22 protein-coding genes are annotated in these 22,991 nt (G+C 66.4%); 18 read left to right on the top strand and 4 right to left on the bottom strand.

Annotated features, from left to right (window positions below; translation table 11 throughout):
- Positions 1-37: 37 nt before the first annotated feature.
- Positions 38-274 carry a BolA family protein gene (locus L2Y94_RS04260; RefSeq protein WP_144914675.1) on the bottom strand — a complete coding sequence of 79 codons (237 nt, stop codon included), beginning with the start codon at positions 272-274 and terminating at the stop codon, positions 38-40.
- A 172-nt stretch (positions 275-446) separates the two neighbouring features.
- Here L2Y94_RS04260 and L2Y94_RS04255 point away from each other — a divergent pair, with 172 nt between their 5' ends.
- From L2Y94_RS04255 to L2Y94_RS04195, 13 genes are all read left to right on the top strand, one after another.
- Positions 447-1,463 carry a KpsF/GutQ family sugar-phosphate isomerase gene (locus L2Y94_RS04255; RefSeq protein ID WP_247373311.1) on the top strand — a complete coding sequence of 339 codons (1,017 nt, stop codon included), beginning with the start codon at positions 447-449 and terminating at the stop codon, positions 1,461-1,463.
- 42 nt (positions 1,464-1,505) lie between these two features.
- Positions 1,506-2,054 (top strand): KdsC family phosphatase, encoded by a 549-nt coding sequence (locus L2Y94_RS04250; RefSeq protein ID WP_144914681.1) that lies wholly within the window; start codon positions 1,506-1,508, stop codon positions 2,052-2,054.
- Complete coding sequence (lptC, locus tag L2Y94_RS04245) at positions 2,051-2,650, top strand: LPS export ABC transporter periplasmic protein LptC (RefSeq protein WP_247373310.1); 600 nt, start codon at positions 2,051-2,053, stop codon at positions 2,648-2,650. Before L2Y94_RS04250 ends, lptC begins: the two co-directional genes overlap by 4 nt.
- Positions 2,651-2,660: 10 nt before the next feature.
- Positions 2,661-3,230: a lipopolysaccharide transport periplasmic protein LptA gene (gene lptA / locus L2Y94_RS04240; protein ID WP_247373308.1), complete on the top strand. Its 570-nt coding sequence runs from the start codon at positions 2,661-2,663 to the stop codon at positions 3,228-3,230.
- Positions 3,231-3,234: 4 nt separating this feature from the next.
- Positions 3,235-3,954, top strand: a complete 720-nt coding sequence (lptB, locus tag L2Y94_RS04235) for an LPS export ABC transporter ATP-binding protein (RefSeq protein ID WP_144914689.1) — start codon at positions 3,235-3,237, stop codon at positions 3,952-3,954.
- Between the two features lie 102 nt (positions 3,955-4,056).
- The gene (locus L2Y94_RS04230) at positions 4,057-5,532 is read left to right on the top strand and encodes an RNA polymerase factor sigma-54 (RefSeq protein WP_247373306.1); all 1,476 of its coding nucleotides are present in this window, start codon (positions 4,057-4,059) and stop codon (positions 5,530-5,532) included.
- A gap of 123 nt (positions 5,533-5,655) precedes the next feature.
- Positions 5,656-6,003 carry a ribosome hibernation-promoting factor, HPF/YfiA family gene (hpf, locus tag L2Y94_RS04225; protein WP_144914694.1) on the top strand — a complete coding sequence of 116 codons (348 nt, stop codon included), beginning with the start codon at positions 5,656-5,658 and terminating at the stop codon, positions 6,001-6,003.
- A 164-nt stretch (positions 6,004-6,167) separates the two neighbouring features.
- Positions 6,168-7,070, top strand: coding sequence for an HPr(Ser) kinase/phosphatase (gene hprK / locus L2Y94_RS04220; RefSeq protein ID WP_247375120.1), 903 nt, complete (start codon positions 6,168-6,170; stop codon positions 7,068-7,070).
- Between the two features lie 4 nt (positions 7,071-7,074).
- Complete coding sequence (gene rapZ, locus L2Y94_RS04215) at positions 7,075-7,977, top strand: RNase adapter RapZ (RefSeq protein WP_247373305.1); 903 nt, start codon at positions 7,075-7,077, stop codon at positions 7,975-7,977.
- 40 nt (positions 7,978-8,017) lie between these two features.
- A complete protein-coding gene (locus L2Y94_RS04210; RefSeq protein ID WP_144914703.1) occupies positions 8,018-8,410 on the top strand; it encodes a PTS sugar transporter subunit IIA in 393 nt (130 codons plus the stop codon).
- Positions 8,403-8,672, top strand: coding sequence for an HPr family phosphocarrier protein (locus L2Y94_RS04205; protein ID WP_247373303.1), 270 nt, complete (start codon positions 8,403-8,405; stop codon positions 8,670-8,672). Before L2Y94_RS04210 ends, L2Y94_RS04205 begins: the two co-directional genes overlap by 8 nt.
- A gap of 32 nt (positions 8,673-8,704) precedes the next feature.
- The gene (gene ptsP / locus L2Y94_RS04200; protein ID WP_247373301.1) at positions 8,705-10,462 is read left to right on the top strand and encodes a phosphoenolpyruvate--protein phosphotransferase; all 1,758 of its coding nucleotides are present in this window, start codon (positions 8,705-8,707) and stop codon (positions 10,460-10,462) included.
- Positions 10,463-11,146: 684 nt separating this feature from the next.
- Positions 11,147-12,310, top strand: coding sequence for a M35 family metallo-endopeptidase (locus tag L2Y94_RS04195; RefSeq protein WP_247373299.1), 1,164 nt, complete (start codon positions 11,147-11,149; stop codon positions 12,308-12,310).
- Between the two features lie 836 nt (positions 12,311-13,146).
- Here L2Y94_RS04195 and L2Y94_RS04190 read toward each other — a convergent pair.
- Together L2Y94_RS04190 and L2Y94_RS04185 are read right to left on the bottom strand one after the other, a co-directional pair.
- Entirely contained in the window at positions 13,147-15,618 is a 2,472-nt protein-coding gene (locus L2Y94_RS04190; protein WP_247373298.1) for an acyl-CoA dehydrogenase, read from the bottom strand.
- A gap of 33 nt (positions 15,619-15,651) precedes the next feature.
- The gene (locus tag L2Y94_RS04185; RefSeq protein ID WP_247373297.1) at positions 15,652-16,536 is read right to left on the bottom strand and encodes an alpha/beta fold hydrolase; all 885 of its coding nucleotides are present in this window, start codon (positions 16,534-16,536) and stop codon (positions 15,652-15,654) included.
- A gap of 140 nt (positions 16,537-16,676) precedes the next feature.
- Here L2Y94_RS04185 and L2Y94_RS04180 point away from each other — a divergent pair, with 140 nt between their 5' ends.
- From L2Y94_RS04180 to L2Y94_RS04160, 5 genes are all read left to right on the top strand, one after another.
- On the top strand, positions 16,677-17,252 hold the full coding sequence (locus L2Y94_RS04180) for a TetR/AcrR family transcriptional regulator (RefSeq protein ID WP_144914716.1): 576 nt from the start codon (positions 16,677-16,679) through the stop codon (positions 17,250-17,252).
- 96 nt (positions 17,253-17,348) lie between these two features.
- Positions 17,349-19,139 (top strand): phosphoenolpyruvate carboxykinase (GTP), encoded by a 1,791-nt coding sequence (locus L2Y94_RS04175; protein ID WP_247373296.1) that lies wholly within the window; start codon positions 17,349-17,351, stop codon positions 19,137-19,139.
- Between the two features lie 174 nt (positions 19,140-19,313).
- Entirely contained in the window at positions 19,314-19,868 is a 555-nt protein-coding gene (locus L2Y94_RS04170; RefSeq protein WP_247375119.1) for an RNA polymerase sigma factor, read from the top strand.
- Positions 19,865-20,284 carry a hypothetical protein gene (locus L2Y94_RS04165; protein WP_247373295.1) on the top strand — a complete coding sequence of 140 codons (420 nt, stop codon included), beginning with the start codon at positions 19,865-19,867 and terminating at the stop codon, positions 20,282-20,284. The genes L2Y94_RS04170 and L2Y94_RS04165 overlap by 4 nt, the downstream gene beginning before the upstream one ends.
- 24 nt (positions 20,285-20,308) lie before the next feature.
- Positions 20,309-21,223 (top strand): DUF4097 family beta strand repeat-containing protein, encoded by a 915-nt coding sequence (locus L2Y94_RS04160; RefSeq protein WP_247373294.1) that lies wholly within the window; start codon positions 20,309-20,311, stop codon positions 21,221-21,223.
- A 639-nt stretch (positions 21,224-21,862) separates the two neighbouring features.
- Here the strand turns inward: L2Y94_RS04160 and L2Y94_RS04155 are convergent.
- Entirely contained in the window at positions 21,863-22,822 is a 960-nt protein-coding gene (locus L2Y94_RS04155) for a hypothetical protein (protein ID WP_247373293.1), read from the bottom strand.
- Positions 22,823-22,991: the final 169 nt, after the last annotated feature.

The following is a 22,991-nucleotide window of genomic DNA, read 5'->3' as shown; positions in this document are numbered from 1 at the left end:
CCTTCGAAAGGAAAAACGAGGGGAAAGCGGCGGCGCGTCAGCGGCCGGCGGCTTCTTCCGGGGTGAGGGTCTTCAGGCCCAGGGCATGGATGGCGCCGCCCATGAGGTCGCCGAGGGTGGCGTAGACGAGACGGTGGCGGGCGAGCGGCAACTTGCCGGCAAACTGCTCGGAAACGACTTCGGCTTCGAAATGGACGCCGTCGTCGCCTTGCACGTTCACCCGGGCGCCGGGCAGGCCGGCTTCGATCAATGCCTGGATGCGGGCAGCGTCCATGGATTCTCCGATAAAGGGGGGGTCGCCGCAGCCGGGAGGTTCCGAAACGGAGCCTGAATCGCCGGTCGATGGCAGCGACGATAAAATGAGAATATGTAATGGTAATGGAAATCCGGTGTCGCAGAAATGGACATCCCGGGTTCACTGCCCCGACCCGGACTCACGAGGCCGTATGAACGCCCGCACCGCTCCGCACGCCGCCGACCCCATCCTCGTGAACGCCGACACCGTCGTCCATAGCGCCCGCACCGTCATCGCGACCGAAGCCGCCGCCATCCGCGCGCTCGAGCAGCGCGTGGACGCGAACTTCGTCCAGGCCTGCCAGATGATCCTGGCCTGCAAGGGCCGCGTGGTGGTGTCCGGCATGGGCAAATCCGGTCATATCGCCCGCAAGATCGCCGCGACCCTGGCTTCCACCGGCACGCCGTCGTTCTTCGTGCATCCGGGCGAGGCCAGCCATGGCGACCTGGGCATGATCCAGCCCGACGACATCCTGCTGGCCATCTCCTACTCGGGCGAAACCGACGAACTGCTGTTCATCCTGCCCGCCGTGAAGCGGCAGGGCATCGCGCTGATCTCGATCACCGGCAACCCGAAGTCGTCGCTGGCCAAGCAGGCCGAGGTGAACCTCGACGCCAACGTGGCCTGCGAAGCCTGCCCCCACGGGCTGGCGCCCACGGCCAGCACCACGGCCGCGCTGGTCATGGGCGACGCCCTGGCCGTGGCCCTGCTCGACGCGCGCGGCTTCACGCCCGACGACTTCGCCCGCTCGCATCCGGCCGGGAGCCTGGGCCGCCGCCTGCTGCTGCGCATTGCCGACGTGATGCACGCCGGCGACGACGTACCCCGCGTGCCGCTGACGGCCTCGCTCAGCGAGGCGCTGGTGGAAATGACCCGCAAGCGCCTGGGCATGACCGCCGTGGTCGACGGCGACGGCCGGCTCCTGGGCGTGTTCACCGACGGCGACCTGCGCCGCGCGCTCGACGACGACGGCATCGACCTCCGTGGCGCCACCGTGGCCAGCCTGATGACCCGCGGCCCGAAGACCATCGGCTCGGACAAGCTGGCCGGCGAGGCCGCCCAGCTCATGGAAAAGCACGGCATCAGCGCCCTGCTGGTCACCGACGGCGACGACCGCGTGGTGGGCGCCCTGAACATCCACGACCTGCTGCGCGCCCGCGTGGTCTGACCGGTCTTCCCCGCCCGGCCCTCCGCCCCCAGATCCGTCCCCATGGCCTATACGCACTATTCCGACCTCCCCGCCGACGTCCTCGAGCGCGCCGCCCGCGTGCGCGTGGTGGTGTTCGACGTGGACGGCACCCTCACCGACGGTCGCCTGTGGTACGCCGAGGACGGTCGCGAGACCAAGGTCTTCCACGTGCATGACGGCCTCGGCCTGAAACGCCTCCAGGAAAACGGCGTCAAGGTCGCGATCATCACGGCGCGCATCAGCCACCCGGTGTCGCTGCGGGCCGAAGAACTCGGCATCCAGCACGTCTACCAGGGCCAGAAGGACAAACGCGCCTGCCTGACCGAACTCGTCGACGCCCTGCGCCTCACGCCCGACCAGGCGGCCTTCGTCGGCGACGACCTCCCCGACCTGCCCGCCATGGGCATCTGCGGGTTGGCCGTGGCCGTGGCCAACGCCCATCCCTGGGTCGCCGAGCGCGCGCACTGGCGCACCCGCCTGTCCGGCGGCTTCGGTGCCGCGCGCGAGGTGGCCGACGCGATCCTCGCCGCCCAGGGCAAGGCCGAGGCCGAGCGGGACCGCTGGCTGTGAGCGTGTTCAACCTGTTCCGCGACCGCAGCGCCACGAGCGTTGCCGGGGCCCTCGCCGCCGCCCTGGGTGTCAGCGTGCTCTTCTATTACTGGGTCGCTCCCGAGAAGAAAGTCCAGGATTTCGTCGGGCCGCCACGCTCCGGCTACGTGCTCACCAACTTCCACCTCGACTCCTTCAACGAGGACGGCAAGCTCGCCTTCGTGCTGATCGCGCCGCACCTGGAACGGCGCGAAGGCGACGATTCGCTTTACATCAACTCCCCCGATTTCGTGCTGCCCTCGGTCAAGGACCCCACCAGCCCGCCGTGGAAGGGCCACTCCCAGTACGGCTGGGTGAACAAGGACGGCAGCCTGCTCAAGCTGCAGGGCAAGGTGCACATGGACCGCGTCGCCTTCCTGACCAACCCGCCCGCCAGCATCGATACCTCCGAGGTCACCGCGTGGCCGAAGGAAAACCGCCTGGAAACCGCCGAGGCGGCGCGTATCGTTCAGGGAACCTCTACAATGGATGGCGTCGGCATGCGCGCCAACCTCGATTCCAAGCACCTGGAGCTCCTCGATGCAGTCCACACCGTCTACCAGCCGCGCAAGCGCTAAGGCTCTCCTCGTGGCGCTCGGCGTGGGGCTCCTGGCGAGCGTGCCCGCGATCGCCAAGCAGTCCGATCGCAACGAGCAGATCCACGTCGACTCCACCTCCTTCGACGGCACGCAGCAGCAGCCGAACGGCAAGGAGCCCGGCAAGGTCATCTGGACCGGCAACGTGGTGCTCACCCAGGGCACGATGAAAGTCACCGGCAACAAGGCCACCGGCTACCTCGACGGCGACAACCAGCTCACCCGCGTCATCGTCGAAGGCAACGCCCACATCCAGCAGCAGGACGAACAGAACCTGTGGATGCGCGGAAACGCCGACACCATCGATTACAAGGCCGACCAGGATTTCGCCGTGCTCACCGGGCATGCCCACGTCGAAAAGGAAGTCGATCCGGCCGACCGCAAGAAGCTCAACCAGAGCAACGGCGACAAGCTCACCTACAACACGGCCAACAGCACGATGACCGGCGAGAGCAACGGCGCCGCCCCCGTGCACATGATCTTCCAGCCGAAACAGCAGCAACCCGCCGCCGCACCGGCCCAGCCGCCGGCCGCGCCCGCCGCTCAACCGAAGAAGCCCTGACACGATGCTTTCAGCCCAAGGCCTGCAGAAGCGCTTCCGCGCGCGCCAGGTGGTTCGCGATTTCGCCTTCTCCATCCGCGAAGGCGAGGTGGTGGGCCTGCTCGGCCCGAACGGCGCCGGCAAGACCACCTGCTTCTACATGGTGGTGGGCCTGATCCAGGCCGACGGCGGCTCGATCAAGCTCGACCAGCAGGACATCACCGGCCTGCCCATGCATGCCCGCGCCAAGCTCGGTATCGGCTACCTGCCGCAGGAAGCCTCGGTGTTCCGCCGCCTCAGCGTCGCCGACAACATCCTCGCCGTGCTCGAACTGCGCGAAGGCATGACGCAGAAGCAGCGCGAAGACGAACTGGAAAGCCTGCTCGACGAACTGAAGATCACCCACATCGCCGAGCAGAAGGGCATCAGCCTGTCCGGCGGCGAGCGCCGCCGCGTGGAAATCGCCCGCGCCCTGGCGGCACGCCCGCGCTACATGCTGCTGGACGAACCCTTCGCCGGCGTCGACCCGATTTCCGTCGGCGAGATCCAGCGCATCGTCCGCCACCTGAAGGAACGCGGCATCGGCGTGCTGATCACCGACCACAACGTGCGCGAGACGCTGGGCATCTGCGATCGCGCCTACATCCTCAACGACGGCGTGGTGTTGTCCAGGGGCACGCCGCAGCACATCCTCGCCGACGAAAAGGTGCGCGAGGTGTATCTGGGCCGTGAATTCCGTATCTGACGTCACGGAAATCCCCCGTCGCCCGGCCTAAGCCGGGCGGGACGGTGGTAGGGCCGGCCCGGTAGGGGGTAGGATGGATTCGGTATCCCGAGCAACAACGGCATGAAACCCGGACTTCAGTTTCGCCTCAACCAGCAGCTGACGCTGACGCCGCAACTCCAGCAGGCCATCCGCCTGCTCCAGTTGTCGCAGCTCGAGCTCGAAGCGGAACTCCGCCAGATCGCGGAAGGCAATCCGCTGCTCGAGTTCGCCGAAGATGCCGAGTCCGAGGCCGAATCCGAGACCGAAGCCTTCGACGCGCCGGAATTCCCGCTGCGCGATGAAGCACCGGCGAAGGCCTCGAAAGAAGAAGACAACGCCACCGCCCCGGCCGAAGATCTCACCCCCGACTGGGACGACGACCGCTTCCAGGGCGAGGCGGGCGACTACGGCGGGGCATCCTCGCGCGGCGCCGGCGGCGACGACGACGGTCTCGAACCCCAGAACGCCGCGCCGGAAAGCCTCCAGCAGCACCTGGAGTGGCAGCTCAATCTCTCGCAGTTCTCGCCGCGCGATCACGCCATCGCCATGGCGATCATCCACGCGCTCGACGAAGACGGTTACCTGCGCGATGGCGTCGAAGCCGTGGCCTCGGCCCTGCCCGCCGAACTGGGCGCGAGCGGTGAAGCCATCGAGTCCGTACGCCAGCGCGTCCAGCGCTTCGACCCCACCGGGATCGCCAGCCTCGACCTGCGCGATTGCCTTGCCTGCCAGCTTTCGCAGTTTTCGTCCGATACGCCGCACCGCGCGCTGGCCTTGCGCGTGGTCAACGACGAACTCGAACTGCTCGCGCGCAACGACATCGCCCGCATCGCGCGCAAGCTGAAAGCGGCCGAGGACGAGGTCGCCGCCGCCGCCGCGCTCATCCGCACCCTCGACCCCCGCCCGGGCGCCGCGCTCGACGCCACGCCGGTGGAGTACGTCGCGCCCGACGTCTACGCCCGGCGGGAGAACGGCCGCTGGAAGGTGAGCCTCAATCCCGACGCCCAGCCCCGCCTGGGCCTCAACCAGCACTATTGCAGCCTCATCGCCCGCGCGCGCGGCGACGATGCCACCTGGATGAAAGGCCAGCTCCAGGAAGCCCGCTGGCTGCTGAAGAGCCTGCAATCGCGCGCGGAAACGCTCACCAAGGTCGCCGAGGCCATCGTCCGCCGGCAGAGCGCGTTCCTCGATTACGGCCCCGAGGCCATGCATCCGCTGGTGTTGCGCGAAGTGGCCGAGGAGGTGGGCATGCACGAGTCCACGATCTCCCGCGTGACCACGCGCAAGTACATGCATACCCCGCGAGGCACGTTCGAGCTCAAGCACTTCTTCTCCAGCGGCGTCGCCACGGAAGACGGCGGCAGCGCGTCGGCCACGGCCATCCAGGCCATGCTGCGCAAGCTCATCGGCGCCGAGGACGCGCGCCGCCCGCTGTCCGACCAGGCCCTCGCGGAGGAACTCCATCGACGCGGTATTCAGGTCGCCCGCCGTACGGTGGCCAAGTATCGTGAGGCACTGCGCATCCCCAGTTCGAGCGAGCGCGTACGCGCCGGTTGAACGGGCTCCCGGGAACCCCCACGGAGGTCATAGGTCTCATCCGAATGCTTTGAAGGACGCGGCATCCCCGCCGCATCCGCTCTCGCCGCCCCACGGCGGCACCCTCAGCAAGAAGGAGGCGTCATGCAAATCCAGGTCAGCGGCCAGCACATCCAGATCACTCCCGCCCTGCGCGAGCGCGTGGAACAGCAAATCGGCCGCTTCGAACGCCTTTTCGACAACATCACCGCCCTCGACGTCGTCCTCAGCGTCGACAAGGCCGAGCACAAGGCCGGCGGCACGCTGCACTGTTCCGGCACCCGCCTCCACGCCGAAGGCCACGCCCGTCTCGAGGACGGCGCCCTCGGAGACCGCATGTACGCGGCCATCGACGAAATGGTCACCAAGCTCGCCGACCAGCTGAAAAAGCACAAGGAAAAGCTCAAGGACCACCATAACGCCGAGGTTCGCGAGGCCCGCGCCGCGACCTGACCCGGCTTTCCGGTCCGCCCAGGCCACGCCGGGCGGACCGATTCCACGCTTGATGGCACAATACGCACAGCCGGTGCCCTCGCGCCGGCTTCGTTTTTCCTTATTGGGACCACCGCGTGGATCGGCTGACCGCCAGACAACTCTTCGACGGCGTGCACGAGCGCATGGCGCTGCGCTGGGTCGCGGGCATGCGCGGCGAAGCGCGCGTGCTCGAAACCAACGCCAAGCAGAGCCGCCGCCCGTCGCTGGTGGGCTACCTCAACGTGATCTACCCCAATAAGGTGCAGATCATCGGTACCGAGGAGCTCAACTTCCTCGACGGCCTCGATTCGCGCCAACGCTGGGAGGCCATCCACAAGATCGCCGCCTACCAGCCGGTGGCGCTCATCGTCACCAAGGAGCAGTCGATTCCCGCCGACCTGCGCGAGGTGGCGGAGGAAACCGACACCCCGTTATGGCAGAGCACCAAGCGCGGGCATGAGCTGCTCACCTACCTGCAGTACCACCTGGCGCGCACGCTCGCGCCGCGGGTCACCCTGCACGGCGTGTTCCTCGAGGTGTTCTCGATCGGCGTGCTCATCACCGGCGAGCCGGGCTCGGGCAAGAGCGAACTGGCGCTGGAACTGATCAGCCGCGGCCACCGCCTCGTGGCCGACGACGCCACCGAGTTCACCCTGATCGCGCCCGACGTCATCGACGGCGCCTGCCCCGAGCTGCTGCAGGATCTACTGGAAGTGCGCGGCCTGGGGGTGCTCAACATCCGGGAAATGTTCGGTCACACCGCGGTGAAGCCGTCCAAGTACCTTCGCCTGGTGATCCACCTCAAGCCGCTGCGCGACGGCGAGGAAACCGATGCCATGACCCGCCTTACCGGTGACGTCAGCCGTCGCGACGTGCTCGGCGTGGACGTACCCAAGATCACCATCCCCGTCGCCCCCGGCCGCAACCTCGCGGTGCTGGTCGAGGCCGCGGTGCGCAGCCACGTGCTCAAGAGCAAGGGCATCGATCCGGCGCAAACCTTCATCGACCGGCAGGCGCACCAGATGCGCCGCTTCTCCCCCTGGTGACGCCATGATCGAAGAAACCACAGCGGCACCGCCCATCGTCGATCCCGACGCCATCCACCTCGTGGTGCTTACCGGCATGTCGGGCGGCGGCAAGACGGTGGCGCTGCGCGCGCTGGAAGACCTCGAGTTCTACTGCGTCGACAACATGCCCGCCGAGCTCATCCAGCAGCTGGTGGCCGCGGTGAGCCAGGGCGAGCATCGCCCGCGCCGGCGCATCGCGGTCGGCGTGGACATTCGCAACCGCCGCACCGACCTCGAACGCATGCCGCATGTGCTATCGGAGCTGTCCGCCGCCGGCGTGCACGTGCACCTGATCTTCCTCGACAGCCGCGACGACGTGCTGATCAAGCGCTACTCGGAAACCCGCCGGCGCCATCCGCTGGCCGCCGAGCGCCTGTCGCTGGCCGACTCCATCGCCGAGGAGCGCCGCCTGCTGCGTCCGCTGGTGTCGATCGCCGAGAAGGTGATCGACTCCAGCGACCTCAACGTGCACCAGCTGCGCCGCCTGTTCGCCACCGGCTACGCCGCCGCCAGCGACGGCACCACCCTGCTCTTCGAGTCTTTCGCCTACCGCCGGGGGCTCCCGCCGGACGCCGACTTCGTCTTCGACGCCCGCTGCCTGCCCAACCCGCACTGGGATCCCCGCCTGCGGCCGTTCTCGGGCAAGGATCTCCCCGTGCGCGAATTCCTCGACGCCAACCCGCTGGTGAACGAATACTATGAGGACGTCGCCCGCTGGCTCGACACCTGGTTGCCGCGCTTCGAAGGCGAAGACCGCAGCTACGTCACCGTGTCGATCGGCTGTACCGGCGGGCGGCATCGTTCGGTCTACCTCGTCGAACGGCTGGCCCGGCATTTCCGCTCCGAACGCGGCAACGTACTGACTTTCCATCGCGAACTGGAGTGACTCCCATGACCCTGCCCCAGCCGACACGGAGCACCGGGCGATGAGCGTCGGCGTCCTCCTCATGACCCACGAAGCCGTGGGCAAGGCGCTGGTCTCGGCCGCGCGCCACGTGATGCCCAAGCTGCCGCTCACGGTCGACGCCGTCGAAGTGCCGCCCAACGCCGACCCCGACGTGATGCGCGGCCTCACCGCCAAGCACGCGCGCGACCTCGACACGGGCGACGGCGTGCTGGTGCTGGCCGATCTCTACGGCGCCACCCCCTGCAACATCGGCCTGTCGCTGGCCGAACTCGGGGTGCACCTGCGCTGCGTGTCGGGGCTGAACCTGCCCATGCTGCTGCGCGTACTCAACTACTCGGAAAAATCGCTGCCCGAACTGGCCGAAATCGCGGCCACCGGCGGGCGCGGAGGGATCTTCATCGACCATGCTTGAGCAGGACATCACGGTATCCAACCGGCTCGGGCTGCATGCCCGCGCCTCGGCCAAGCTGGTGCAGCTGGTGGCCGGCTTCAAATCCACGGTGCACCTGATCAGCAAGGGTCGCGAGGTGAATGCCCAGAGCATCATGGGCGTGATGATGCTGGCCGCGGGGCTCGGCACGCAGCTCACCATCCGCGCCGAGGGCGCCGACGAGGAAGCCGCGCTCGCCGCCGTGATCAAGCTGTTCAACGACAAGTTCGACGAAGGCTCCTGACCGATGCGCCACCACCGCCACGCGAGGCCCTCATGAGACACCTGCTGACCGGCACGCCGGCCGCCCGGGGCATGGCCCTGGGGCGCGCGCGCCTGGTCCAGCCGAGCATCTACGCGGTGGACACGCGCATGCTCGAAGACGCCGAGATCGGTCCCGAGATCGACCGCCTGCACAAGGCCATCGACACCGCCCGCACCGAACTGCACGAATTGCGCGGCAAGCTGCACGGCGCGCTCGCCCGTGAAGTGGGCGACTTCATCGACGCGCACAGCCTGCTGCTCGACGACGAAGAACTGCTTCGCGGCCTCGACGAGTTCGTGTCGGTCGGCCACTACACCGCCAGCGCGGCCCTGAAGATGCAGCGCGATCGCCTCGCCGCCGTCTTCGACGCGATGAACGACCCTTACCTCAAGAGCCGCGGCGAAGACATCGACCAGGTGATCGGCCGCGTCATGTCGGCCTTGCAGCAGCAGTCCAGCCGCGAGGAACGCAAGCTCGCCTCGCGCGTGGGCGAGATCGTGGTCAGCGATACCATCGCGCCCGCCGAGATGGCGAGCATGGCCGGGCAAGGCATGCTCGGCGTGATCGCCAGCGCGGGCAGCGTCTATTCGCACAGCGCCATCCTCGCGCGCAGCTTCAACCTGCCGATGCTGGTGGGCACGAAAGACGCCCTCGCCACCATCACCGACGACGACCTCGTGCTGATCGACGCCGAGCACGGCGAAGTGATCGTGCATCCCACGGCGCAGGATCTCGCCCGCTACCGCCAGTGGCAGCGCCAGGCGGCCGCCGAAGGCCGCCGCCTCGCCGCCCTCGCCTCCGCACGCACGCTGACGCGCGACGGCGCGCACATCCGCCTGTACGCCAACGCCGAACTCCCCGGCGACGTCACGCTGGCGCGCGCCCGCGGTGCCGACGGCGTGGGCCTGTACCGTTCCGAATTCCTGTTCCTGCGCCAGCGCGGCCTGCCTTCGGAAGAAGAACAGTTCGTCGCCTATCGCAACCTCGTGCTAGGCATGGGCGGCCTGCCGGTCACCATCCGCACGCTCGACCTCGGCGCCGACAAAGCGGACGCGGCCGGCCTCGCCCTCCGCGGCGAAGACAACCCGGCGCTGGGCGTGCGCGGCATCCGCCTTTCGTTGCGCTACCCGGACATCTTCAGCGTTCAGTTGCGCGCGATCCTGCGCGCCGCCTGCTATGGCCCCGTGCGCGTACTCGTGCCGATGATCACCCACGTCGGCGAGTTGATCCAGGTGCGCAGGCTGGTGAAGCAGGCGCGCGAGACGCTGGCGGCGCAAGGCCAGGAGCTCCCCGAGCGCATCGACATCGGCGCCATGATCGAAGTCCCCGCCGCCGCCATCGGCATCGGCCCCATCCTCGAGAAAGCCGACTTCCTCGCCATCGGCACGAACGACCTGGCCCAGTACGTGCTGGCCGCCGATCGCAACAACGATGCACTCGACGGCATCTACGACCCGCTGCAACCCGCCTTCCTGCGCCTCATCGCGCACGTGATCGCCGCCGCGCGCCGCGCGAAAAAGCCGGTGAGCCTGTGCGGCGAAATCGCCGGCGATCCGCAATTCAGCGCCCTCCTTCTGGCCATGGGCCTGGAGGAATTCAGCATGCATCCGAGTCAGTTGTTGCTGGTGCGCGACCGCCTGGCCTCGCTCCATTGCGCGGCCTTGCGCCGTGCGGCGCCACGGTTGTTCCGCTCCGCCACGCGGGACGATGTGGAGGCGCGGTTGATGGAAGTCGTCGCTCGACAGGATGGTTGCGCGGGCGCTGCCTGAGCGTCCTTTGATCGGTTCATTCGCTTTGGGCGAATGTGGGGTTCCACGCGCCGTTGGCGCGAAAAGCGGTGGCGACTGGGCACGAGCCCCGGCGTTCCGCCCGGTCGGCCGCACGTCGCCCGTCCCCTTCGGGGCACGGACCTCTGCGCGGGATTCTTCGACTCGACATCCTGTCTCGGCGAAGAACGCCGGTCATCCTGACCGGCGCCCCTTCGGGTCTTGTCCGCTCCGAGGTCCTCGGGCTCCTACCGCGGCCGACCGGGCGGAACGCCGGGGCTCTTTCGGTACTGAGGTTTCATGTAGGGAAACAATGTGGCCCTATCGCTGGCCCATACACCCAGCGGAAGGCCCTCGGCCGACTCCGGTGCGGCGGGTAGCTGGCTTGAGGAAAACCGGCCGCCAATTCGTACCTCGACACAAAACGAAGCGTTGCACCCGCATCGGCCGGTGCCCACGGCGAAATATCCGGCCTTCGCAATCAACTCGTCATCCCACGCTAGCGAGGTCCAACGCTATGGCGCGCAACACCGTGAGAACCCGACACCCCTCGAAACGAGGACGACGCCTCGTCTATACGCATGGCAAAATGACACGATTCTCAGAACAGTCTCATATACACATCGATACGTTATGCATACCTTCCCTCCAACCACGTAACGTTTAGCGTGGTCACGGAGGAAACACATGCGAAACAAAGATACCCAACGCTTTCGCTATCTCATCGTTGGATGTGCATGCCTAATGCCATTGTCGATTCGTGCCGAAGGCCACATCAATGCATCATTGAAAGTCGTCGATCCCATGAATCCCGGTGCAAATATCATACTTACGCTGACGAACACAGGCGACGCCCCGATAACCTTCATGGAATGGGAAACACCATTCCCTGAATCGGGCGGCCGACTGGCTCGCTCCCTGTTCAAGATCACCGATGAGAGCGGGCGCGAGATCGCTTATCGCGGCACCTGGGTATATATCGGCGGCCTGACCATGAACTCCTTCCGATCGATCGCGCCAGGCGAAGTGCTCTCAAAACAGGTGGATCTCGCGCCTGAATACCGATTCGAGCCAAATCATATATACACCGTCGAATACGAACTCAATCTGACGCACGAACCAGATCCCAACTTCGCTTCATCAGCCGAGCGAGCTTTCTTCGTGAAACCCGCGCAACAGCGAGCCATTGCCAACCCGGTTACCGTGTTCTTCAACGACGCGGTGACGCGGAGAACACAATCCCAATCTGGCGACGATGAGCACAAATGCTCAGCCGTGCAGAAGCTGACGATTACTCGTGCTCAACTCGAAGCTCATCGACGAGTCTTCGCGGGAGAATCGTTCATGATGGATCGATACGACTCGTATCTGGATAATGGTCAAATGAAGTACCGCTTCATTCCACACCCTCGCTACACAAGGTGGTTCGGCGCCCATGATGATTCCGAACCCGAGTTCAACTCGGATGATTGGGGATCCAATGACAATGCGCGAGCTTACGAGACCGTGATGGCCACAGCTCGGAGAGTGTCCGAAGACGGGTTCACCCCTCGGTGCGGGTGTCCCGGATTCCAACCTGATACAGCGGCGCACGCCGAAACGGACAATCCGTACGTGATGCATTTTTGTGACAGATTCTTCAAGCTACCTGAATTCGACACATATGCATCGAGAACTGGCGCCATCCTGCACGAGTACACGCACTTCAACACGTACTATCAAGGCACTTCAGACTACGGTTACGGCCACTCGTTCGCGCAGAAGATCGCGAAGGAAGATCGACCGAAAGCCGTACGAAATGCGGACAATTTCGAATTCTTCTTTACCGATACCACCCCGTACGGCGATTAGCGTCTCCTTGTGATGGCCGATGCGGCGATGTGGACTTACATTGTTCTTGTATCGCTGACGAATTCGGCGCTCACAACAGCAGCCCGTCAACTCATATGCGCTACCAAGCGCCTCGCCATAGGCAACGGCCTGCGCCGGTGAGACGCTTTGTTGTTTGTCTAGATGGCCATGTATGCCACGCCTACGAGGAAGGGGCTCCTTCTCAACATCACCCCACCGACCCGTCGCACCGGCGCAGGCCGTTGCCTACGGCGAGGCGTACGGGCAAGCGACACTGCTTCGCTCATTGGCTTTTGATCTGTGGGAGCCCACGTCGTCGGCGGTTCAAAACTGAGGCGACCTGCATCGCCGACGAAGTCGGTTCCCACAACAGCATTCGCCATACGAAACCGTACCGCCGAAAGAGTCCCGGCCGCGCGCCCTGTCGGCCGCGGTAGGAGTCCGAGGACCTCGGAGCGGGCAAGACCCCGAAGGGGCGACGGTCAGGATGACCGTGGTTTTCCACCGAGCCATGAATGGCGAGTTGGAAAATCCCGCGGAGAGGTCCGTGCCCCGAAGGGGACGGGCGACGTGCGGCCGACAGGGCGCGCGGTCGGGGCGAATGCCTCGGTCCACACCGCTCTTCGTGCCGAAGGCGCGTGGATACATGCATTCGCGTCAGCGAATGAACCGATTAGAGCGAGGAGCCGATGCCAGGGCAATGCGATAACCCGGCCACAGGGGCGCTGGATTCCCCTGCCCTCGCAGGGGCAAGCTCTGCGTGCGCAGGAATGACGTGAGGCATAAAAAAAGGCCGCGGTCATCCGCGGCCTTTTTCGAGGAGTGACGCAAGGGGCTTACGCCGCTCGCGACGCCTCCATTTTCTCCGCCTTGCTCACCACGTTCGCACGCAGCTCGTCGCTGTCGAAGTCGTCGACCGAAATGAACTCGGCCACGCCGTCGCGCACGCGCTGGAGCAGGTCGCGCTCCGCAGCCGTGATGGCGCCTAACTTCTCCGCCTCGACGAGCTGCTCGTTATAGGTGTGCGCATGCAACTGGCCGCTCTTGAGCGCCTTGACGAACTTGCGCTCCACCGGCTCGGCGGCAATCACGTCGGGCAGGATCGCGTTCATGCGGCCGACCGTGTTGTTCGCCGTGGGACTCATGTAAGTCCACGTGGTGAGGCGATCGCGGGCTTCGCTCGGCGCGGTGATGAGCGCGGCCACGCGACGACCCAGGCGATCCGACGGCGGCACTTCGCGGCGGCCGAACGGGAACACCAGGAAACGCAGCAACCAGGCCACCGGACGCACCGGGAAGTTGCGGATGACGCCGTCGAGCGCGTTCTGAATGCGCCACATGCACTCGTGGAACGCCCAGGCCAGCAGCGGACGGTCGGCTTCCGGACGGCCGGTGTCTTCGTAGCGCTTCAGCATCGCGCTGGCGATGTAGAGGTACGAAAGCACGTCGCCCAGGCGGGCCGACAGCTTTTCCTTGAACTTCAGCTTGCCGCCCAGCACGCCCATGGCCACGTCGGCGCACAGTGCCAGCGCCGCCGAATAGCGGTTGAGCTTGCGGTAGTAACGGCGCGTGTACGCATCGCCGGCCCCCTCGCCGATCTTCGCGGCGGTAACACCCAGCACGAAGCTGCGCACCGCATTGGAGAAGCCGAAGCCGATGTGGGCGAACAGCACCTTGTCGAAGGTCTTCAGGCGCTCGCGGTAATCGGCGATGTTGAGCGCCTGCATTTCCTTCAGCACGTAGGGATGGCAGCGGATGGCACCCTGGCCGAAGATCATCAGGCTGCGCGTCATGATGTTCGCGCCTTCCACCGTGATGGCGATCGGCACGCTCTGCCAGCCGCGGCCCATGTAGTTCTTGGGACCGAGGATCACGCCCTTGCCGCCGTGCACGTCCATCGCGTCGGACGCGATCTGGCGGCACCACTCGGTGGCGTGATACTTCGCGATAGCCGACGGCACCGCCGGCTTCTCGCCGCGATCGACCGCCGCCGCCGTAGCGCGCGACAGGGCCTGCGTGGCGTAGGTGAGGCCGCCGATGCGGGCCAGGGCTTCTTCCACGCCCTCGAAACGGCCGATGGCGAGGCCGAACTGCTTGCGCATGCGCGCGTAGGCGCCGGTGGCGGCCACCGCCATGCGCGAGGCGCCGGTGGCGTTCGACGGCAGCGAGATGGCGCGGCCCACCGACAGGCACTCGACCAGCATGCGCCAGCCCTGCCCGGCCATGTGCGGACCGCCGATCAGCACCGACAGCGGCACGAACATGTCCTTGGCGTGGATCGGACCGTTCTGGAACGGCGTGTTGAGCGGGAAATGGCGGCGACCGATCTGCATCCCCGGGGTCTCGCGCGGGAGCAGCGCCAGCGTGATGCCGAGGTCTTCCTTGTCGCCCAGCAGCTTCTCGGGGTCGTACATGCGAAAGGCGAGGCCGACGATGGTCGCGACCGGTGCCAGGGTGATGTAGCGCTTGTCGAAGGTGAGGCGGACGCCGACCACCTCTTCACCGTTCCACGTGCCCTTGCCCACGATGCCGAAGTCGGGAATCGACGTGGCATCCGAACCGGCATACGGTCCGGTGAGCGCGAAGCAGGGAATCTCGCGGCCATCGGCCAGGCGCGGCAGGTAGTGGTTCTTCTGCTCGTCGCTGCCGTAGTGCATCAACAGCTCGCCCGGGCCGAGCGAGTTGGGCACGGCCACGGTGGAGGCCAGCGTCTGCGACATGCTGGAGAGCTTCTGCAGCACGGCCGAATGCGCCAGCGCCGAGAAACCGAGGCCACCGTAGGCCTTGGGGATGATCATGCCGAAGAACTTGTTCTTCTTGATGAACTCCCAGACCTCGGGCGGCAGGTCGGCCAGTTCGTGGGTGATCTTCCAGTCGTCGATCATGCCGCACAGTTCTTCGACGGGGCCGTCGAGGAAGGCCTGCTCTTCGACGGAAAGCTCCGGCTTCGGCTGGCGCAGCAGCTGCGACCAGTCGGGCTTGCCCGAGAACAGCTCGCCCTCGAAGCCGACCGTGCCGGCCTCCAGCGCGGTCTGCTCGGTATCGGAGAGCTTCGGCGTGACCTTCGCGAACATCGACAGCAGCGGCGCGCTGATGGTCTTGCGGCGGAAGTCGACCATCAGCAGCGGCACGGCGACGGCCGCCAGGATCAGCAGCACGATGACCGTGGTGACGGTCGCACCCGCGAGGATGCCGACGACGAGCGTCGTCACCGCCGTGGCGATGGCCCACGTCTTCAAGGACGTGCGGTGGTAGGCACATGCACCGGAGGCGATCAGCGCCGCCAGCACAACCAGGATCGCAGACATGGGTATCACCTCGTACGTTGGTGCTTGGGTTTACTACCGGAAAAGGGTTTCGGCGAAGGACGCCACTTCGTTGGTGAACGCGTCGTTGGCATCGCCCGCCACCATGTGCGTGGCGTCGGCCAGCGATACGTGGCGCGCATGCGGCACGAGCCGCAGGAATTCGTCCACGGTGTGACTGGATACCACGTCGCTGCGTGCGCCGGACAGCAACAGCACGGGCACTTTCACGCGCGTGGCGGCCTGGAACAACTGGGGCTGGTAGCGCTCGCTCTCCGCGACGACGCCGTCGAGCAGGGCCGGGTCCCAATGCCAGTGCAGGCGGCCGTCGTCGCCCTGGCGCAGCAAGGGCTTGAGCTGGGCTTCGGTCTTGCGCTCGCGGCGATGCGGCAGGTAGGCCTCGATGGCCGAGGCGGCCTCGTCGTAGTCGGCGAAGCCGTCCGGATGAGCGCGCATGAATCCGAGGATGCGTTCGACGCCCTTGGTTTCCCAACGCGGCGTGATGTCCACCAGCACCAGCGCCGAAAACGGCGGGTGGTCGGGATCGGCCTCGCCGGCCGCCATGAGGCCGAGCAAGCCACCCATCGACGCGCCCACCATCACCGGACGGCGGCCGTCGGGCGACGTCGACGCGGAGGCCACGCGAAGCAGATCGTCGACGAATTGTTCCATGTGGTATTCGCCGCGCGGCACCCAGTCGCTACCGCCGTGCCCGCGCGCATCGAAGGTGACGGCGTCGTACCCCTGCGCGGCCAGGGCCCGCGCGGCGCCGTTCCAGGCGTGGCGGGTCTGGCCGAAGCCGTGGGCGAACAACAGCGACGGCGAGCGCTCACCACGCCAGCGCTCGAGCACGAGGGCCGTCCCGTCGGCGGCGACGAGATGCGAGACGGCGGAGTGGGCGGTGAAGGGATCGGCAACCATACGCCAGAGTATGTGGGGTGCGGCAAGCATCGTCAATACGGATGCGTATGGTCATCCAAGCACTTAAAAGTCAAGGTTTTATGCAACATGGGATACCGCTGACGGATTGCAAACGGCCCAGTCTCCGCTACCATGCGCCGATGAACGATGGTGCCAAGAACGAACGCGTCCGCCTGTCCGCCGAAGACTGGGAGGATGGAGCCCTCGCCCTGATCGCCGAGCAAGGCGTCGGCGCCCTGGCCGTGGAAGCCCTCGCCCGGCGCCTCGGCGTCACCAAGGGCAGCTTCTACTGGCACTTCCGCACGCGCGAGGCCCTGTTGCAGGCCTCGCTCGAACGCTGGGAAGAATACGGCGAACGCGAGGTACTGGCCGAGATCGAGCGCATCTCCGATCCGCGCGAGCGCTTCCCCGAGCTGTTCCGCCGCGTCGCCCATGAGCTCCAGCCCCATCGGGTGTACGCCGCGCTGCTCAAGGCGCTCGACCACCCGCAGGTGGTGCCCGTGATGGCCCGCGTCTCCCAGCGGCGCATCGATTTCCTCACCCGCATGTACGCCGAGGCCGGCCTCGATCCCGTCTCCGCCCTGCATCGCGCGCGGCTGACCTACGCGGCCTACGTCGGCTTCCTCCAGCTGAATTTCACGCTCGGCCTGCCGCGCATCAGCCACGAGGAATTCGACGCCTACGTCGAGCACATGATCGCCACGCTCACCCCCTGACGAAACCCGCAAGGCAGCTTTGCTGCGCCGTGCCTTGCCAATACCAGGCGGTGCAAACTACTGTCGGTTCTTGCTTTTATTTGGAGACCACGACGGATGCAAGCGCACGGCAGTTCCCTGGAAGCCCTCAACCGATGGGTCGACGACGTCGCCCGGCTCACGCGGCCGGACACCGTCGTCTGGTGCGACGGATCCGACGCGGAGTACGCGGAGCTCGTCGCCGGGATGCTCAGGGACGGCACCTTGGTGCCGCTCGACGAAACCTCCCACCCGCGCAGCTACCTGCACCGCTCCCATCCGTCCGACGTGGCCCGCGTCGAGCACCTCACCCTGGTCTGCACGCCGGAAATAGATGACGCCGGCCCGAACAACCACTGGATGGCGCCGGCCGAGGCCCACGCGAAGATCGACGCCCTGTTCGACGGCGCGATGCGGGGCCGCACGATGTACGTCATCCCCTATTGCATGGGACCGATCGACTCGCCGCTGTCGCGCTGTGGCGTAGAGATCACCGACAGCCCCTACGTGGTCGCCAACATGCGCATCATGACGCGCATGGGTGCGCCCGCCCTGGCCCGCATCGAGCGCGAAGGCACGTTCGTGAAGGGCCTGCACTCCATCGGCGACCTCGATCCGGAGCGCCGCTTCATCATGCATTTTCCCGAGGAGCTCACGATCAAGTCGATCGGCTCGGGTTACGGCGGCAACGCGCTGCTCGGCAAGAAGTGCCACGCGCTGCGCATCGCCAGTCACCAGGCGCGTCAAGAAGGCTGGCTCGCCGAACACATGCTCATCGTCGGCATCGAGAACCCCAAGGGCGAGAAGCACTACATCGCCGCCGCCTTCCCTTCCGCCTGCGGCAAGACGAACCTCGCGATGCTCATTCCCAGCGAGGGTTACCGCAAGGCGGGCTGGAAAGTCTGGACGGTCGGCGACGACATCTGCTGGATGACGCCAGGCGCCGACGGCCGCCTATGGGCGATCAACCCCGAGGCCGGCTATTTCGGCGTGGCGCCGGGCACCGGTGCCACCACCAATCCGAGCGCGTTGGCCACGCTGGGCCACGATGCCATCTTCACCAACGTGGCCGTCACCGCGGACAACCGCCCCTGGTGGGAGGGCCTGGGCGAAGGCGAGCCGGTCACCGACTGGCAGGGCCGCCCCTACGACCCGGCCAATGGTCCGGCCGCGCATCCCAATTCGCGCTTCACCGTCAGCGCGACGCAATGCCCGAGCTGGGCGCCGGAGTCGGAAGATGCCCGGGGCGTGCCCATCTCGGCCATCGTCTTCGGCGGCCGCCGCCCGTCGCTGGTGCCGCTGGTGTTCGAGGCGAAGGACTGGGCACATGGCGTCCTGGTGGGCGCCTCGATGGGCTCGGAGACCACCGCCGCCGCCACCGGCGCGGTGGGTGTGCTTCGCCGCGATTCGATGGCCATGAAGCCGTTCTGCGGCTACAACTTCGCCGACTACTTCGCGCACTGGCTGTCGTTCGACAAACCGGGCATGAAGCTGCCGCGCATCTTCCACGTCAACTGGTTCCGCAAGGACGTCGACGGGCGTTTCATGTGGCCGGGCTACGGCGAGAACATGCGCGTGCTCGACTGGATGATCCGTCGTGTCGAGGGACTGGCGAGCGGACACGAAACGCCGATCGGCACGGTACCCGCCCAAGGCGAACTCAATGCCGAGGGCCTCGACGTGTCCGCGTCCACGCTGGACGAGCTGATGCGCGTCGACGTGGATGGGTGGATCGAGGAGCTCAACGCCATCGCCACCTATCTCGACGGGTTCGGCGAGCGCATGCCCGAGCGCCTGAAGGCCGAGAGGCTGCGCGTGAGCAAGGCGCTCGAGGCTGCCCAGGAGCGCCGCGCGGCACAGGTCGCCTAAGGCGACACCCATCGCGGACAGGGTCCGCTCCCACCCTCCGGTAGCAAAGCCTGCTATCGAAGGGTGGGAGCGGACCCTGTCCGCGATGCTTTTCAGGCCCACTTAAACCGTTTCCCCCTTGCCCGCATCCAAGCTGGCAAGATGAACGCACTATGCCTCGCCGCCACGTCCTTCATGCAGCCTGAGCTGCCCGTCGCGTCCTCCGACGACGACGTCGTGCGGGCCGCGGCGGCGGGCGACCGCAAGGCGTTCGAGACGCTCTACCGGCGGCATGCGGATCGCGTCTACGGCGCCATCCTGCGCCTGGCCGCCTACGACCATGCGCGGGCCGAAGACCTCACCCAGGAAGCCTTCGTGCGTGCCTGGCAGAAACTCGACGGCTTTCGCTTCGAAAGCGCGTTCGGCACCTGGGTCTACCGGTTGGCCGTGAACGTGGCGTTGATGTCCATACGCGCCCGCAACGCCGATCCGGTGAGCATCGTCGACGACGAACACCTGCCCGACATCACCGATACCGATAATCCGTTGCGCGCCGTCGAGCGCGACGAACTGGAAAAGGCCATCGCGGGCCTGCCCCCACGGGCCCGCGCCGTCCTCGTCCTGCACGACGTGGAAGGTTGGAAACACGAGGAAATCGCCGCCGAGCTGGGCATGGCGGTGGGTTCCTCCAAAGCACAGTTGCACCGCGCGCGCGGCCTGCTCCGCCGCACGCTGGGAGATACGCCATGAACGAACTCGACTACCTGCGCCAGATGCGCTCGCTCAACCGTCCGGTCACGCCCCATCGCGACCTGTGGACGGACATCGAAGCCCGGCTCGGCGAAACCGTCCCCACGGCCACCGTACGGCACCGCCGCGCGCGGCCCTGGTTGATGGCCGCCGCCATCGCGGGCGTGGCCGTACTCGGCGGCGGCATCGGCCTGCACCTGGTTTCGCCTACGCCGAACGACGGACTGGCCGCCACCAAGGCATGGAAACCCGCCGACCCCCGCCTCACCGGCGCAGCGGTACAACTGGACGCCACGCGCCTGGAACTCAGCCAGGCGATGCGCGAAAACCCCGACTCACCCGCCCTGCAACGGCTGATGCTGCGCACCGAGCGCCAGCGTGACCGTCTGCGTAATTTCGACAAGCAAGCCGGCTAACAGCCAACAGGGAGGAACCCCACCATGAAAACCTTTTACATCGCACCCCTGCTGTTGGCCTTGTCGATCGGCCAGGCCCATGCCGCCACGCCGATCAACCTGTCGAAGGATATCCGCCCCAACGCGCGCGTCAGCATCGACAACACCAAGGGCGAGGTCACCGTCACCGCCTGGGATCGCAACCAGATCCAGGTGTCGGGCACGCTCGGTACCGGCGTGCGCCCGCTCGAACTGGAAGGCGACGACCGCAACGTCGACATCCGCGTCCAGGGTGGCAGCGGCAACGGCAAGTGGTTCAGCTGGGGCAACGACAGCAGCATGGGACCCACCACCCTCAACGTGCGCGTGCCCAAGGGCGTGGAGCTCGAGGTGAAGGTGGTGAGCGCACCGGTCAGCATCGACGGACTGGAAGGCGGCCGCATCGACATCGAATCCGTGAGTGGCCGCGTGCGGGCCAACGTGCGCACGCCGTCGGCCAGCATGCAGACGGTGAGCGGCACGATCGAACTGGCCGGCCGAGCCGACAAGGCCGACCTGCAGACCGTCTCGGGCGACATCACCGCGCCGAACATCGGCCAGCATGTCGAAGGCCAGACGGTCTCCGGCCGGATGACGATCGGTGGCGGTCCGTGGAAGGAAGCCAACTTCAGCACCGTGTCGGGCGATACCGAAATCAACGGCGGCCCGCTCAGCAACAGCGGCAGCAAGCTCACCGTCGATGCGATGAGCGGCGACGTGAAGTTGCAGTTGCCCGCGTCCACGTCGGCGCGGCTGGATGCATCCACCTTCAGCGGCGACATCAGCAGCGACTGGGGACAGCCCTCGCGCGGCGACGACGGCCCGGGCAAGGAACTGAAAGCCACCCTCGGCGGCGGCGACGCGAACATCCACGTGGAATCGTTCAGCGGCGACGTGCGGATTCGCAAGGCCGGGAACTGAGGTACGCCCGATTCGCCGATACGATCGGCTCCCACCCCTTCGGTAGCAAGACCCCGGTGACCCGGCAACCCAGGATGCACTGGCCTACGAAGCAGCAGGGGTTCGACTGACTGGCTAACGAAGGGGTGGGAGCCGATCGTATAGGCGAGTCCTGTAACGAAAAGGCCGCGATCTTCGCGGCCTTTTTCATAGATCCTGGTGGTACTGCACGTACGGCGTTCTAGGATGCACCGGCCTCCGAAGCAGCAGGGATTCGACGGTCTGCCTACCGAAGGGGTGGGAGCCGATCGTATCGGCGAATCCTGGAACGAAAAGGCCGCGATCTTCGCGGCCTTTTTCATAGATCCTGGTGGTACTGCACGTACGGCGTTCTAGGATGCACCGGCCTCCGAAGCAGCAGGGATTCGACGGTCTGCCTACCGAAGGGGTGGGAGCCGATCGTATCGGCGAATCCTGGAACGAAAAGGCCGCGATCTTCGCGGCCTTTTTTATAGATCCTGGTGGTACTGCACGTACGGCGTTCTAGGATGCACCGGCCTCCGAAGCAGCAGGGATTCGACGGTCTGCCTACCGAAGGGGTGGGAGCCGATCGTATCGGCGAATCCTGGAACGAAAAGGCCGCGATCTTCGCGGCCTTTTTTATAGATCCTGGTGGTACTGCACGTACGGCGTACGGGATTGATCCGGTTCGGGCAGCGCGGGATTGTTCGGCGTGGTACCCGACGACCAGACGTTCTGCGCACCCACCGACAGTTCACCCCGCCACGGCAGGCGGAAGGTAACGCCCAGGTCGATCGCGCTCCAACGGCGATCGGTGTTCAGACCGTTGGCCACGCCGGCTTCCGGCTGCATGGTGCGACCGGTGATGGTGCCGTACAGCGGACCGCGATCGACACCCAGGCTCAGCGCTTTCTGGTCGACCGAACCGATGCCCAGCAGGTTACCCGGCAACAGGCGGATGCGACCGATGCTGGCGCCGAGATCCAGGCCGCTGCGGCCATCGAGGTCGAGGCGGCCGTGCGCATTGAGCTCGGTGCTCGACGACAGCGAACCGAACGGCAGGCCCGACATGGTGGACGCCATGCCCGGCAACACGCGAGGCAACGCGGGACTGTTGCCCGAAGGGCGCGTGGAACCCACGCCCAGGCCGACGCTGTAACCGGAGCCGCGCCAGGTGGCGCCGACTTCGCTGCCGACGATGCGCGGCGGTGCGCCGGGCGACGTGCAACGGTCGCCATGCGAGGTAGCGGACGCACCGCAGGATTCGGCGGAATTGATCCAACCCTGGCCGCTCACCGAGGCATGCGCCTGCAGGCGCGGGCCGAGGTCGTACTGCAGACCGCTGGACACGTAAGGGCTGGCGCCCAACGGGCGCGGAGCCAGCGGCTGGGTGGGATCGGCACGGTCGTTGTAGCGAACCGACAGCGTGCGACCGTCCGGCGTGCGCCACATCGGCAGCGCGCTTTGCGGATCGGCACCTTCGACCGGCGCCGGGTCGGCGTACAGGATGGCCCCGGTGCCTTCCAGGCCCTCGGACACGCCATGCCCTGCCGCGGCGAGCGGCATCAGCAAAAGCATGGAGAGCAAGGTACGACGCATGGAAACCATTGATCGGAAGGCGGCTCGTATCCCCGAACCCCGCCGCGAGCCGTCGACGGGACGGTTGTCAGTGTATCTCGTTTTACTTTTTACTAACACCCCATCGGGGGTCTTCAGAATTGACGATATCTGCCGTTCATGACCGTCAGGGGAGCCTCCGCGTCCAGGC

The organism is Luteibacter aegosomatis (assembly GCF_023078455.1).
GTDB lineage: Bacteria > Pseudomonadota > Gammaproteobacteria > Xanthomonadales > Rhodanobacteraceae > Luteibacter > Luteibacter aegosomatis.
This window is presented reverse-complemented; position numbering and strand designations above follow the sequence as displayed.